10 protein-coding genes are annotated in these 14,956 nt (G+C 59.2%); 2 read left to right on the top strand and 8 right to left on the bottom strand.

Annotation, left to right across the window (positions count from 1 at the left end):
* Positions 1-151: 151 nt before the first annotated feature.
* Together llg_RS16520 and llg_RS16525 are read left to right on the top strand one after the other, a co-directional pair.
* A complete protein-coding gene (locus llg_RS16520; protein WP_338285835.1) occupies positions 152-2,404 on the top strand; it encodes a GH92 family glycosyl hydrolase in 2,253 nt (750 codons plus the stop codon).
* Between the two features lie 135 nt (positions 2,405-2,539).
* The gene (locus llg_RS16525) at positions 2,540-3,052 is read left to right on the top strand and encodes a response regulator transcription factor (RefSeq protein ID WP_338285836.1); all 513 of its coding nucleotides are present in this window, start codon (positions 2,540-2,542) and stop codon (positions 3,050-3,052) included.
* Positions 3,053-3,194: 142 nt separating this feature from the next.
* Here the strand turns inward: llg_RS16525 and llg_RS16530 are convergent, their stop codons facing one another.
* The 8 genes from llg_RS16530 to llg_RS16565 all read right to left on the bottom strand — a co-directional run bounded on the left by llg_RS16530 (position 3,195) and on the right by llg_RS16565 (position 14,941).
* Positions 3,195-4,124 carry a DUF1080 domain-containing protein gene (locus tag llg_RS16530; RefSeq protein WP_338285837.1) on the bottom strand — a complete coding sequence of 310 codons (930 nt, stop codon included), beginning with the start codon at positions 4,122-4,124 and terminating at the stop codon, positions 3,195-3,197.
* A gap of 44 nt (positions 4,125-4,168) precedes the next feature.
* Positions 4,169-5,176 (bottom strand): SGNH/GDSL hydrolase family protein, encoded by a 1,008-nt coding sequence (locus llg_RS16535; protein ID WP_338285838.1) that lies wholly within the window; start codon positions 5,174-5,176, stop codon positions 4,169-4,171.
* Between the two features lie 307 nt (positions 5,177-5,483).
* Positions 5,484-6,242, bottom strand: coding sequence for a hypothetical protein (locus llg_RS16540; RefSeq protein WP_338285839.1), 759 nt, complete (start codon positions 6,240-6,242; stop codon positions 5,484-5,486).
* Between the two features lie 33 nt (positions 6,243-6,275).
* Positions 6,276-9,794 carry a hypothetical protein gene (locus llg_RS16545; protein WP_338285840.1) on the bottom strand — a complete coding sequence of 1,173 codons (3,519 nt, stop codon included), beginning with the start codon at positions 9,792-9,794 and terminating at the stop codon, positions 6,276-6,278.
* A gap of 194 nt (positions 9,795-9,988) precedes the next feature.
* Positions 9,989-10,621 carry a response regulator transcription factor gene (locus tag llg_RS16550; RefSeq protein ID WP_338285842.1) on the bottom strand — a complete coding sequence of 211 codons (633 nt, stop codon included), beginning with the start codon at positions 10,619-10,621 and terminating at the stop codon, positions 9,989-9,991.
* Between the two features lie 363 nt (positions 10,622-10,984).
* Entirely contained in the window at positions 10,985-12,586 is a 1,602-nt protein-coding gene (locus llg_RS16555; protein WP_338285843.1) for a histidine kinase, read from the bottom strand.
* A gap of 212 nt (positions 12,587-12,798) precedes the next feature.
* Positions 12,799-13,737 carry a type I phosphomannose isomerase catalytic subunit gene (locus tag llg_RS16560; protein ID WP_338285844.1) on the bottom strand — a complete coding sequence of 313 codons (939 nt, stop codon included), beginning with the start codon at positions 13,735-13,737 and terminating at the stop codon, positions 12,799-12,801.
* Between the two features lie 97 nt (positions 13,738-13,834).
* The gene (locus llg_RS16565) at positions 13,835-14,941 is read right to left on the bottom strand and encodes an ROK family protein (protein WP_338285845.1); all 1,107 of its coding nucleotides are present in this window, start codon (positions 14,939-14,941) and stop codon (positions 13,835-13,837) included.
* Positions 14,942-14,956 lie beyond the last annotated feature (15 nt).

Genomic DNA, 14,956 nt, shown 5'->3' on the forward strand with positions numbered 1-14,956 from the left:
GTGCTCCCTAAAACTTGTCCCCGTTTTGGTGACTATCCGCGGTTTCCACTGACTGCGAATCTGGTGTCCGGCGGTGAACCTTGCGTCGCGGTCCGATTCGAAAATCCCATTCACCTTCCCGGCGCCCGGGAAGGTCCGAAATTCCATCTACATGAAAAAAGTCCTCTCGGCCGCTGTGCTTTGCGGCTTCTCCGTCACAAGCCATTTGTCCGCTCAGCTCGAATATGTCGATCCCACCATCGGAGGTGTCGGTATCCTGCTGGAACCGACCAAACCCACGGTGCATCTTCCCAATAGCATGGTGCGGGTCTATCCGGTGCGAAAGGATGTCCTCGACGACCGCATCCAGTCCTTTCCGCTCACCATCATCTCGCACCGGTTGGGTGAATTGTTCTCCATCATGCCGCATGCCGGCGCTCCGACGGATGCATCGTGGAAGCAAGCGGCCGCCAACGATCTGGAGCAGACCACGCCCTACTACTATTCCACCCGGCTGGATGATTCGCTCATCGGCATCGAGTTCACTCCCACCGAGCGCTGCGGCCATTTCCGCTTCAGGTTTCCCGAAGGGAAGCCGGTGGTGCTGCTGGCCAACCGCAAGGAAGGGGATCTTGAGATGGGCGGGAACAACTCCATCTCGGGGGTGGAGAAGTTCAATGGTATGCAGGCCTTCGTTTACGGCGAGTTCAGCGCACCGGTGACCGGCGTCCGCAGCGGGGAGGGCAAGCTGGCTCGTCTCGCCGTTACCGCGGGGGACGGCGAACAGGTGCTGGAATTCCGCTACGGCATCTCCTTCATCAGTGTCGAGCAGGCGAAGAGAAACCTCGCCAAGGAAATCGGTGGTTCGGATTTCGAGAAGAACAAGACCCGCGCCCATGACGTTTGGCTCAAGACGCTGGGGCAGATCAAGGTGGAGGGCGGGACGCCGGATCAGAAGCGCGTTTTCTACACCAGCCTCTACCGCTGCTATGAACGGATGATCAACATCACCGAGGACGGGCAATATTACAGCGGCTACGATCACAAGGTCCATCAGGACGAGCGCCCGTTCTATGTGGACAACTGGCTTTGGGATACCTACCGGGCCCTGGAGCCGCTTCAAACCCTGCTCAATCCCGAACAGCAAGCGGACAAGATCCATTCCTACGTGCGCATGTATGAGCAAAGCGGGGTGATGCCGTCGTTTGCCGTTCTCTGGGGCGACTACGCCTGCATGACGGGAAATCACGCGGCACCCTGGATCGCCGATTCCTGGTTCAAAGGCATCCGTGGTTTCGACCTCGCAACCGCCTACGAGGGCCTGCGCAAGAACTCGTTGGAATCCACCATCCTGCCGTGGCGCAACGGAGCGAAAAGCTCGCTCGACGACTTTTATAACGAAAACGGCTACCTGCCGGCACTGCGTCCAGGCGAGAAGGAAACCGTGCCCGAGGTGCACCCGTTCGAACGCCGTCAGAGTGTCTCGGTCACGCTGGAGCAAAGCTACGACGACTGGTGCATTGCTCAACTGGCGAAGACCCTGGGCAAGAAAGACGATGCCGGGCTTTTTCTGAAACGCTCGGGCAATTACAAGAACCTCTATCGCGCCGACAAGGGCTTCATGTGGCCCAAGGACGACAAGGGGGAGTGGATCGAGCCATTCGATCCGAAGTTCTCCGGCGGAATGGGCGGGCGTGATTACACCACGGAAAACAACACTTATACCTATAACTGGGACGTTCAGCACGACATCAAGGGGCTCGCCGAACTGATGGGCGGCAGGAAGGCCGCCGAAGCCAAGCTCGACGAGTTGTTCCGCGAGGATCTCGGCAAATCGAGCGTCGCGGATCGCGAGCGTTCCAAATATGAATTGTTCGCGACCTTCCCGGACTCCACGTCGATGGTCGGGCAGTTCTCGATGGGCAATGAACCGAGCCTGGCCATTCCCTACATTTACAATCATCTCGGAGCTCCGTGGAAAACCCAGAAACGGGTGAGGCAATTGTTGGATTTCGCCTTCACGGACACCGTTCACGGCATCCCGGGAGACGAGGACGGTGGCGGCATGACGGCGTTTGTCGTGCTGTCCATGATGGGCTTTTATCCGGAGGTGCCTGGCGTCCCCGTTTATGAAATGGGCAGTCCGGTCTTTGAAAAGGTCACCATCGACCTGCACAACGGCAAGCGGCTCGAGATCAACGCCAAGGGCAGTTCGCGCGATCGCAAGTATATCAAGGGAATCCAATTCAACGGAAAGCCGAGCAATGCGCTTTGGTTCACCCACGACGCCGTGCTGGCCGGACTGAAGATCGATGTCGAGATGTCGGACACCCCGAACAAGCAGCTCGGCACCTCCGAAGCCGACCTGCCGCCTTCCAGCGAGGCCGTTGATCCAGGTTCCTTTGAATCCGGGAAATCCCGTTAACACGGCTTCCTGCTCACCGATTCGTCACCGTCATTCTCCCGTCACGCTTCGCTGCGGTGACAGCAATCGTGCGCCGGCCTTGTCGACGGGGGCGGAGGGCCGGCGCACGAGCGTTCACCAACCCCTTCTCCTGTCATGTATTCGGAAATCCTGGAACTTGCCCAAGGCGCGGAGCCGCAGGCCATCGTGATGGCCGTGAGCCTTCCCGCGACGGACGGGACGGCTGGGCAGCAGCCCGCTCGCCTCGTCATGCTTCCCATCCCCCTCGACCTTGATGCCCTCACCAGGGCGCTCGCGACGGAAGGAAAGGGCCGTGTGCTTCGCGCTTGTGCGGCCGAGGCGCTGGCTTCCGCCGTGCAGGAGGCCTGGGAAGGTGCCATTCCCATCGGGCCTCTTCCTGTCTCCCGCACGATCGACACCCCTAAACCCAAGGTCTGTCCCTCTCCAGCACTGGATACTCTGAGTCAGCGCCAGCTCGAGGTCTTGGAGCTCCTCGCCAAAGGCCTTACTTATAAGGAGGTGGCCCAGGTTCTTTTCCTCAGCGTCTCTACCGTCCACCGCCACGTGGAATGCCTCTACACGAAACTCGGCGTCCACAGCCGCACCCAGGCCGTTATCAAGTTCATGGAAGCGAGGAGCTCGTCTTGATCGACGACCACCTTGGCTCACCATGAACCTTCCGCCTGACTCCTGGCTCTGGAGGACGGCACAGCGCACAAGATCTGCGCGAAGCGCGCCAAAAGAGGTCTGGCAGAAGGGAGCTGGGGATGCCGAACGATTCCGGAGAATCTTATGGAGCTACGCCCAACTCCTTCGGAAACTGAGTGATCGCCTGAATTCGGATTCGGCGATATTCCACTTCAGCTCCCTCCGACTGAAGTTGAATCTGCCCCGAAACGAGCGGGAGGTCTTTGTTGGTTCGGGTGTTTTCGATGACGTTGACCACGTGGCCATTGACGACAAACACCGATTTCCGGCCGAGCGTGTAGACATCGATCAGGTTCCATTCGCCGTTGGCTTTTTCAAAGTTCCCCTGCAAATGGGCCACCTTCTGTTTGGCCGGCAACAGTTCGCCGCTCGGGCTATAAACCCCGACATTATTGACGATGACTTGCCGGACATCGGCCCTTGGTCCAGCCAGAGGAAACAAGTCCCCGATGTCGCCTTCCTGCACCTGGAGTTCGACGCTCTTTTTCCAGTTCTTCCCAAAAGCGCCATGTTCGCCCTGGCAGTGAATAAGCAGGCCGCTGTCCCGTTTTTCGTTTTCCCTGGGCGGCCATTTTTTCGTTCCCCAACGCGTTTCCAATTGCAGGTGATAATTGCCAAATGATTCGAGAGTCGAAATGCCGCCAAATATTTCTCCAGTGATGTGCAGAACCGATTCACCATCGATCCGCATAACGGAAAACACCTGTTTGAGATCGTTATTCAGTCCCAACGGAATGTCTTTTCGGTCATCGGGACCGGGCGGCAAACCAGCAACGCTTTGATGGGGGACGCCCATCCAGGTTTCCCAACCGCCCAGCGTTTCGCCCAGCAATGAACGCCAGTGGGATTGCAACGCCGTGACGGGTTGCTCCTCCGATTGGGGCGGCGGCTGATTGGGTGCCTGCGCCAAACTGGAACCCAGGGTAAGCGAGAGGCAGGTGAGTGTAACGAGGCTTCGACGCAAGGTCCGCACCTCGTGGATCGAAGATTTGAGAAAAGGTGGGATTCTCATTTGTGGGGAAAGGCGCTGATGAGGCAACTGGAAGATTGGGCGTCTCACTCTTTCAACAAAACCATGACGTCAATCTGGAACTTCGCGACGGCCTCTTTCTTCACCTGGTCGGCATTGAGTACCTTTTCCCGCTGATGAAGTCCAACCGTATCCGTCAGGGCGCGGAGCCACAGCGAACGGACCAGTGTCCCCAAATCCGTGCCCTGCTTTCCCGCCACCATGCTCATTCCCCGGTATTGGCGGAGGGAGATATTGAAGTCCGGACGCGGATCGAACGGTTGGACGCTGAGAGCCGCGGTGTTCGGTTGATCGATCCATTGGTTCTCGATGCTTTTGATCTTTTCAACGGAAACTCCAACTGCGTGGAGGCATTCCTTGGCCATGGTGACATTGCCCTCCGGATTCATGTGCACGCCATCGACGGTCAGAATCCGCGAAGAATTATTCGGAGCCAGCGGCTTGAGGATTCCCTGAAAGATCGCGTTGAGGTCGGCAAGGGGCAGCTTGCGTTGGCTCGCAAGTTCGCGGAGAAAATCGTTGTAAGCCGCCAGCTTGCGGTTGTTGTCATTGTCATCCTCACCGATCGGAGTGGCGGTTAGAATGATGACGTTCACCGACTGCGCCTTGGCGCGGTCGACGATGCTTGTGATGTTGGCTTTATAGGCATCGAGAAGCACGCCGTTGGCTCCATGCCAGACATCGTTGACGCCGCAACTGAGAAACAGCCAGTCCGGTTGTTTGGAGAGGACGTCCTTGTCCAGCCGGGCCAGCATGTCGTTTGACTTGTTTCCACTCACGCCGGCGGGGATGGGCGTGGCGGCGATGCCTTCCTTGGCAAGGCCGTCGATCACCAACCGGACGTAGCCACCGGGAGAACTCCAGCCGCCGGCGGTGATGGAGTCGCCGAGAAACGCGACTTTCTGGCCGCTTTGAATGAGGATCCGGCTGTCATCTGCCCGCGCGGTGTCGGCATGGGCAAGGAAGGCAAGGGAAAGCACAAAGGCCCAGGTGCGGGCGATGGGGCGGACGGCAGACAGGTTGGTCGGGATCATGTTGCGGGATGAGTTCTGCGAGTTCGGATTTTTTCAGATTAAGATGATCGTTTCAGTGCCGGGCCTGCGGTTCATGCGGAATTGATCCGGCTACGGCCATGCGTGCAGATAAATTCCCGGGCTTGTCCTCGCAACGGGAGAGGAGGCGTTTTTCGCGGTCGCGACAGTGCTCAGGGAGCCGAGCCGCCCGGCTTGCGGCGATTCGGCGAGCATCTGGAAAGGGATGCTTTCGTCGGGGGGGCTTCCCATCGTGGGGAGTGCCATCACAAGCACGCCAAGCGAGTGGCGGGAATTATTTGCGAGGGGATCATGGTGCCGGGTGGGATTGAATCCTGGACGTATCCAATCCCGCGGTCGCTCCCGAAAACGTCTCGCTGAATGTTTGGTAGCCGAATCGACCGGTGTTTTTGATCTGATAGATAAAGACGTAGTTTCGGCCGTCGTTGCGATGCAGCCATCGCGAACTGGCGAACAGCTTGAATTTCTCGTTATCCCGGTGGTAGAGCTCGGTCTGGTAGTATGGGACGTCGTCTTTCACCGGCGGCGCGGAAACGATCTCCACGCGACGGGGACGGATCAGGGTCTTCTGGGTTCCGAGAACCGCCCCGATTTCGGAGCTGCACGCATTGAAGAACAGCGTGGAGTCGGCGCCGAACCCCTGCAAACTGTCGGGGATCACGTGGGGGATGAACGATTTGTCTTCCTGCGGTTCGAGAAGAAGGAGGAAATTGGATCCCGTCTCGGGCAGAACCACCAAGGCAACTTTCTTGAAGCCGGATTCCGCGGAGGGCACCTTGATGGCCAGGTTGAATGTGCGGGTTCCCGGAAAGATGTTTCCGCTTAGGCCCGATGTCCCGATCGAAAACGGAGGGGAAACCTTTTCCCCTGCGATGGTGACCAGTTCGATATTCGGACTTCCGGGGACGAGGAGCAGCGCCCTCACCGTCGGGCCCCGCTCCTTGGCGGGCATTTCGGGGGAATCCGTCGATTGAGCATCTGCGCCCGCGCCGATGCCGATGAACAGCAGCCCTAGGACGACATTGATGATTGTTCGATGAAGTGACATGATGGGTATGGTGGAATCCCTCGGCGGAAGGGGCTAGATCTCTCCCTGGTTCAGGTAGCGGAAGGAGATGATCTGGAATTTCCGGCCAAAGGTCTTATTGATGAGGGAAACCGGGCTAACGATCTGGGGGCCGTTGGCGGGATCGACGTAGTCGGGGAACCGCTGCACCACGGCTTCGCAGTAGGCTTTCGCGACGATTTCGTTGTTTTTGTCGCGGGCCTCGCCATAGGTCCGGATGGTAAAGGTGTCGCTGCGGACCGTGATGAGCGGAGCGAGGGGCGTCAGCAGGTCACCCTGTTTGACATAGCCGGGCGCTCCGGCCGACTTCGCTCCGGCTTCCGCCTCGGGGAATTCGAACCCTTGGGCACGGGCCTCGGAAACGTCGAGGGTGCGACTGCCGCTGCGATAGGGTGCGTTGATGCTGACGTCATTGTCGTCCAGCGCGCTTTGAAGTGCGCCCGAGAGTGCCAGTTCCTTGTTGCTGCCGGGACGCCGGTTGATGAAGTCGGCGAGCGAGGTGAAAGGGCCCCGGAGTCTCACTTGCTTGACGATGGCTTTGGCAAGCTCGTCGATTTGTGTGTCCGTCACTGTTCGGAATCCGAGCCATTGCTGTGGATCAGAGCAGCTGATGATATCGGAATCACCAATCGCACCTCCACCGGCGATGAGTGCTCCTGTGACCGGCGTTCCGGGGGCTGCTGTAAGGGTCGGATTGCTCGATGAGGCGGTGGGTTCCGATACGGGCACCATGGAACCTTTGAGCGCGGTGAGCATGGACTTCCACGCATTCACCGAGGTCGAGTTCACATTGAATGCTCCGTCCACCACGAGATGCGCGGCAGTTCGTTCGGCTGCCTCCGGCTTGGGGGTGGCACCTTGGAAAATCTCGTCCAAGGTGCTCTGCGGATCGGACGACCATGGCTTGAAACGTGGGTTGGGGAGTGGAACGGATGTCGTGCTGCCTAGACCCAAGAATTGCGATAGGCGGCTTTTTTGCTCTCCATATGCTGTCGTCGGATTCTTATGCGCCGTAGAGGATTTGGGTGAGATCGAGGAAAAGAAGTAATCGTCCCATAATGCCCGGTTTGCCAAGAATGAGTGGTCCGCGAGGTCACGCGTGTATTTTCCGCTGCCTTTGGTCACGGCCGTGCTGCCTGGGGCCATCACGGATGGTGCGAACGAATTTGCGATCGCGTGGGAGATCGATGGACGGAGATACCAGACCCGGGACAGGTTGGAGTCGTTGGCGGCGATCGTGGCATTGTCAGGCAGGCCGTCCGCCAAGGAGTTCTGGAGGGTTCCGAGGGAGAAGATCGGAGCCTTGGGCACGGACTGGGTGATCACGTAGGAGCTGCCCGTGCCTGCCGTGTAAGATGCGCCGAAATAGCCGAGGCCTGCCCCCGCGGTGTCGATCACATTGTTCAGGCTGGTGAGCTTGCGAAGTCCGACCTGGATGGCTGTCTCGCGGGTCCATTCGGGTGATAGATCACCCAGATCGTAGGTAAACGATTTGGGATTCACATGCAGAATCGACTTGCCGGAATATCGTGGCGGCGCTTGGGACGGCTGGAGACTGGCGATATCGGGATAGTAGCTGTCCTCTTCCGTTCGAAAGCCCATGGTGAAAACGAAGAGCGGCCATTTTTTCGTGGTTCCATCCGTTCCGGCGGCTACCGCCATTTCCGCCACCCCCTTCGAATAGCTCGGATCCCGCGGGATCTGCCGGAAGACATGGGGGAATCCATCGGCGGGCAGCTCTCCATTCCGTGTGCCGGTCTCGACTGTCGTCCAATCGATCGAGAAGTTACCGGCGGCGTATGGGCCCTCATCACCGATATACTGGCGGGCATGGGTGATTCCCAGACCATGGCTTTGTCCCTTTGGTGCAGGAGTCAGCGAGAATGTAAGCCGGTCGTCGCCCTTGATGACGGGGAGCATGAGGGAATTGGGATCCGTCACCACGCCCGAGCTGTCCTTTTTCGGGACCGTTAGGCTGAATTCGAAGCCCGAACCGAAGTTCCAACCGAGTTTCGCTTCAATGGAGCCACCGGGTATCAGCTTGTTTTGGTAGGACTGGGAGAGCACCTGCACTTCGCCCGGGCGAAGCACGAGATTTTGCGCTTGCCCGACCCTTGCCTTGTTGAAGCTTGTGCCCGAGATCTGGGGGACTGTGGCCGACCAAGTGGTGCTGGCTCCGGTGGATTTTTGAATCTGCAGGGTCAGGCGATAGGGAACCGCCCAGGTCTGGAACGAGGAGTAGGCGCTGGCTGGAAGATAGACGGGGACATTGAAGGGATTCCAGATCGTGAAGATCGGGTCCACCACGAGCAGGAGATCATACTCATTGGTGGTGCTGCCGGGTTTAGGACGGCTGATCAATGAATAGACGATGGTGTGTTGGATCCGGGTAAGTTGATGATACTTGCGGAATGGATCGTTGAAAGCAGCGGCGAGGGTCCCGGGGCCACTTAAGTAGGATGTATTGGCCGCCAGATTGCTGCCGTCCGCATGGGCTGGCAGACCCGCGGTCTTGAGTTCTCCCCAGATGTTGTGATCCGCCCACAACTCCCCGAAGTGCATGCCATTCGTGGAGCCGGCTTTGTAGAGCGGATCCTTGATTGCTTCTGAGTAAGGCTTCTCCAGCAGGAAGCTGAGATCCTTGCGGAACCCTCCCGCACGGACATTGGTCACGAGTCCATTCGCGATGGTCGTGGCGTCGTGGAAAATGGACTCAGGTGGTTTGGCCAGAATGTCCACGGTGCTCAGGGAAATCAGGCGGTTGAGGCTCGGGTCTGTGATCGGAATGGATGTCCCGAGCAAAAACTCATGGGCCGCCCGTGGTGCCGCCTGCAGCCGCGCGACCGCTTCGGTGGCGTTGGTTGGCGGTACCACGGTGTTTCCGAGCTTCGCCTTCATGTTGTTGTCCGAAACCCACCAGCTATAGCCACCATCCGGCACCTTGAGCACTCCGGCTTCGACCGGACCGCTGGAGGACGTGGCTTTCGCCAGTGATACCGTGGAGGACGCGAGCGCGGCCCCCGTCTTGGGAGCATCCACGGTGGAGGTCACTCCAGCTTCGCCCGAAATCAGCCATTTCCGGAAGGTCGGGGTGGGTCGCTGGTCGGCCGTGGCCGGCCACGAATCGTAAACCCCCACCCAATTGTTTCGGCCGGAACTATTGGATGCCTCGAGTTGCTGGCCGCCCCCCGCACTGATCCGCTGGTCGGGACCAAGCTCCTTCTGTAGCTCGCCGATGGCAATGAGAAGGGCCATCCGGGCATTTGCCTTGGCCTGCAACATCGGCATCTGGCGGGTGGTGGTTCGGAGCGAGATCGCAGAAACTTGGAGAAGACCCATCACAAGGATCGTGAGCAGGATCATGAACGAAAGCGTCACCACGAGCGTGAATCCACGCTTCTTCCGGTGACCGGCAGGGATTCCCGCGCTGGACTGGGGACGAAGTCGAAGTGGATTAAGGCGAGTGGGCATATCGACAGGATGGTTGATGGCAAGTGGAGCGTCCGCCGGGTTATCGTCGCGGTCTGCTGGCACGGGGAGCGGTTCGCGCGTCAAAACCGGCGATCCTTTCACCCCTTGGGTAGAACTTACAATCACCCAATGCCGGGAGAAGAACCAGTCCCCAAAGCGGGGACAGGGGGGCGCGTCAAAGTCGGGCTCGCGCATTCAACTGGAATGCATGTGGAAATCCATCCGGCACGGTGCCGCCCACATGCTGCGAGGCCCGTTCAGGCCCGGTATTTGATGATGGCCTCGACTTTACTGCGTACGTGCAGTTTGAGGCAGATCCGCTTTACGTAGGTCCGGACCGTTTCCAACGAGATCTCCAGTTGATCAGCCACCTCCTTGTAGATGTAACCGGAAGCCAGGAGCCTGAGGACCTCCTTCTCGCGAGCAGTTAGCTTTTCATTCTCGTCCTCGATGGTCCTTTCCACCCGGAAGTACTGCGCCACCTTCCTTGCGATGTGGCTGGAAAAAGGAGCGCCTCCTGAGTAGACGTCACGGATCGCGTTGTAAATGTCCTCCGGCGTGCTCGACTTGAGAAGGTACCCGCTGGCGCCTTCTTTCAGCGCCCGGAAGATATTGTCCTCCTCTTCGTAGGCGGTGAGCATGACGACCTCCAGGCGGGGCATCTTTTTTTTCAGTTCACGGATGCAATCAATTCCGGAGATTCCCGGCAAATTGATGTCCATCAGGACGACGTCCGGCCGGTAAGCCGGGATCTTTTCCAATGCCTCTTCGGCCGAGGAAACCGCGCACAGGCAGGTGATGTCCTCCGGACCGTCAAGGAGCTTGATCAAATGGTGTCGCAGACGGATGTCATCCTCCACCACCACCACGTTTTTTTTGGAGGGAATCATAGGGTGAATCTAGAGGTTTCCAGGGCGATTTACAGGCCCTATTTTGTTGTTGCTCGATGATGGCTGCCCGGGGGCATCGCTCCGTTCGGGACATTGCGAGGTCTTCCGGCAATCAGGGACGGCGCTCCGGTCGTTGTTCGATGGGCTCGTGCCTGTTTTTTTGAGAAGTATTGGGGAAAACTGCGAAAATGAGTAGTCCCCAAACCGGGGACGGCGGCGCATTTCGACCCGTGGGGAAGGTCTCCGTGTTGCACCCTCTGGTGGTCATTCGGGATATTCCCCAACCGCGGAGGATGCCGCGCGTAAATGCAGGGGCGGTGCTCCGGTCATCGAGGATCCTGATTCAATGCCCTGTGGTCGATTTCAGGAAATGGGCGCTTCCAGAGTGATTTCCAGCCCCTCTTGCTCATGCTGGTTAATGACGCATTTTCCCCGGATGGAAGCCATTCGCTGGGTGAGGTTTTCCAGCCCTAGACTGGCTTTGTTCGGCTCCCGGGTGATGCCGACACCGTTGTCGGTGACGGTGATTTTCAAATGCTTGTTCTCAAACTGGATCGACATCTTGATCTCAGTGGCAAACGAGTGCTTCAGCGCATTGTTAACGATCTCCTTCACCGCCAGGCTGACATTGTGGCGGAACTCATGGCTGATCGTGACGTTTTCCGTCACCGACATGGCGTCGATCCGGCAGCGGATGGCAGAAAGCCGGCATAGCTCGCTGACCAACCGGCAGAGGAAATCCACGAGGGCTTCGAGCTGATTGTTTTTCGGATTGAGCATCCACACCGTTTCGGAAAGCGCACTGATGAGCTCGCGGGACATGGCGGTGATCTGGCCGAAAGCGACCCGTGCCTCCCCGTCGGCGATGTTGCTTTCCGCGTATGCGCCCAGGAGGGAGATGTGGGAGAGCCGGGTGCCGAGATCGTCGTGAAGGTCCCGGGCGATCCGGAGCCGTTCGTCAGCGATCAATTGGGAGTGTCGCAGATGGCGGTTGATTCGTCTTCTGATCAGGCGCCGCCCGTATAGCGCCGAGAGGATGGCGAGGACGACCGCCGAGGCTGCCCAGAACCAGAAGTTTTTCCAGAAGGGGAGGGGGACCACCACGGTCATCATCGCGCCGGAATTCAACGGCGCTCCCGCGATCGACAGGTCTTCGGCGACGAAGCGGTAGGATCCCGGGGGGAGGCGATCATAGGTCGCGGAAAAGGGACCGCCTACCCCCGTGCAATAGACTTCGTTCCATCGCAGTTCCAAGGAGTCCCCCGGTACGATCTTGGGCGGGTTGGGGAGAGTGGTGACCCAGTCGGCGTGAGCCTTGATATCGTCGTCCACGATGACCAGTGCGGCCGATCCGGTGCCGCGATTTTCCATCGCAAGGGTGGAAGCCATCGAAGGATGGGTCCCGGATTTACTCCAAATGAAGGAATCCGAATCGGGGATGCGGCTGTCCCTCAGATACGTGACGGGCATTTCAGCGCCCATGGGGATCGACGAAATCGTGATTCCCGAAATCGCGAAGATCCCCACCGTGGTCGCAGGGCCGGCAGACGACATCACCACGGACATGGACTCCGCGCCTTCGGGGACCTTGACGATTTCCCGTCTCAGGGTGAATTCGGATCGCTCGACGGTGCCTTTCCAGCCACGGCTCGTGCCCTTTGCCAAAAATGCCTCCTGGGAGATCGGGTCGCCTTCCTTGGTGAGGAAACGAACGATGAAGAACATTTCGTCGGATCCTTGCCGCCAGTCCGCATCCAACCCCTCCAGTTTGTATCGGACGCAAAGCGATTGCGGCTTCACGAAAAACCGGAGGGTCGCGGTATCATGAGGTACCGTGACATGAGATCCCTGACGCGCCGTCGCCGAGTGATCGGCGAACAACTCGATGGAAGTCGATTTCTCAACCCCATGAGCCAGAGGCAAGCCTCCCATGAAACACGCGAAGGTGGGTGGCAATAGTTTCACGGAATTGGAAGGAAGGTGGGATCGGACTCGGGTTTGATGGAATTGTGTGCCAATATCGCTATCTTGGGATTTGCCCTCAAGCGCCAACTGTCGTTTGCCGTTGGATTTCAATGGGCCGTTTCCAGCAAGTGGACGGATGAAGTTGGTCGCCGATGGGAGGTCTGTCGGACCTCGCCTCCCGGGTGTTCTTTCTCGACTTAAGCTTCATTCTTTCAACCCGGCATCTCCACCTGGAGGGCGACCGTTTCACACTCCGCCACGAGGGGACTCGCCCCCTTGGGTTGGAGAAGGTAATCGCCCTTCACGAAACGGCGGTTGTCGGTGCTGACGAGCGCGCCTTCCACCACGCCGACGATGGTGAAGCGGCCGGGGTCCGGATTGGCCAGCAGCGCGCCATCGGCCAGCTCGTGGCGGGAGGTGCGGAAATACGGACACTCGGCCAGCACGTCGCCATTCGGCACGTCCATGCCAGGCTCGAAGTCCTCGAAGTCGATGCTCGCCAGCGATTGCTCCACGTGCAGGGCACGCGGTTTGCCATCGAGACCCATGCGGTTCCAATCGAACACGCGGTAGGTGGTGTCGGAGTTCTGTTGGATCTCGTGGATCAGCAGGCCCGCGCCGATGGCGTGGAGGCGTCCGGAGGGGATGAAGATCGATTCGCCGGGCTGAGGGGCGATGGCATGGACGGCTTTCTCGACGGTGCCATCGGCGATGGCGGCTTCGAAATCGGAGCGGGCGACGCCGTTTTTCAGGCCGACGTAGAGTCTCGCGCCGGGATCGGCGGCGGCGATCACCCACATCTCGGTCTTCGGCTCGCCGCCGAGTTCGTCCGCCTTGTCGACCGGCGGATGAACCTGGATCGAGAGATCGTCGCGGGAATCCAGGATCTTGATCAGGATCGGAAAGCGCTCGGAGTCCGGCAGGCCTTCGCCGAAAATCTCCCCGCGGTGGTGGCTCCAGAGCTCGTGCAGTGATTTGCCGGCGAAGGGACCGGAGTTCACCACGGATTGTTCCGGATCGCGGTCGACGATTTCCCATGCTTCCCCGATGGGCGTGGTGGCGTCCGGCAGGGTGCGGCCGTAGACGCGTTCCAGTTCACGACCGCCCCAGACGCGATCCATGTAAAGAGGGGTGAAAGTGATCGGTGCCACGGGAATCGGGGTGTTACGGGGGTGGAATTGAAAAGAGGTAGTCTTCGACGGATGGATGAGAGCGGTCTTTCTATCTCAGCCTGCCGCGTGCACGGGATCAACTCAGTTGCGACAGCGCATAAGCATACGCCCCAATCGCCACCGCCTCGCTGGTGCCGAGGCGCGACATGCCGACCCCCACCCGCGGCATCGAATCGTATGCCAGCTTGCGGGGGCTGCCGGGAACGGTGATTTCCCGCTTGTTGCCCTGCAGGAACGTTTCGAGCTGCGCCGGGTCTTCGAGATTGAAGGCGGATTGAGCGAGCCGGCGGAATTTCTCGCCAGTGGGACTGGTGTAGCTGCCGTTCAATTCATCGACGATCGCTGGAAGGAATAACGGCCAAGCTCCGGAAACGCCGCCGCCCACCACGGCCAATCCATCCAGCAGGGTCAGTGCGATGGCCATCGAATCTCCCACGGACTCGCCCAAGAGGCGGAATGCTTCAACCGCCGCGGTTTGGTTTCCATCCACCTTGCCGTTTCCGATGTCGAAGATGGTTTTCGGGTCAGGGGTTAGATCGAAGGGAATTCCCGCGATTTCGCCGTAGGCCCGGCGCACTGCACGGATGCAGGCCCCTTCTTCCGCATTGGTTTTCGGATGCAGTTTGCTGCGCATCAGCCAGACTTCGCCCGCACAGATGTTGTCGCCGCGGAAGAGCTCTCCGTCGCGCACGATCCCTCCGCCGAATCCGGTGCCGAGTGTGACGCCGAAGAGATTCTTGTAGCGTTTCGGGCTACCGGCCTTTTCGAGCAGGGAATTGACCTGTGGCAGGAATCCGGCGATGGCTTCACCGTAAACGAAGAGATCCCCGTCGTTGTTGATGAAGGTGGGGATGCCGAACTTGGCCTCCAGCATCGGCCCGAGCGCAATGCCTCCACGGAAGCACGGGAGGTTCCCCAGATTCCCGATGATTCCGCGGGGGTAGTCCGCCGGACCGGGAAATGCGAAACTGATGGCGACGGGGGCTTCCGGTATCGATTCGCGGACGCGTTCGAATCCACCCACCAGGGTCGCGAGGCAGGCATCGAGGCGGTCGCCGTTTGATGGGACGGCAAACGGTTGGGTGATCGCCTTGTTTCCACGGATCGCGGAAAATTTGAAGCTCGTGCCGCCCGCATCGAGCGTCATCACGATGCGTGAATCGTCCTCGGGATTCGTGGTCATGGTGATGGTCTTGGG

Source organism: Luteolibacter sp. LG18 (assembly GCF_036322585.1).
Taxonomy (GTDB): domain Bacteria; phylum Verrucomicrobiota; class Verrucomicrobiia; order Verrucomicrobiales; family Akkermansiaceae; genus Luteolibacter.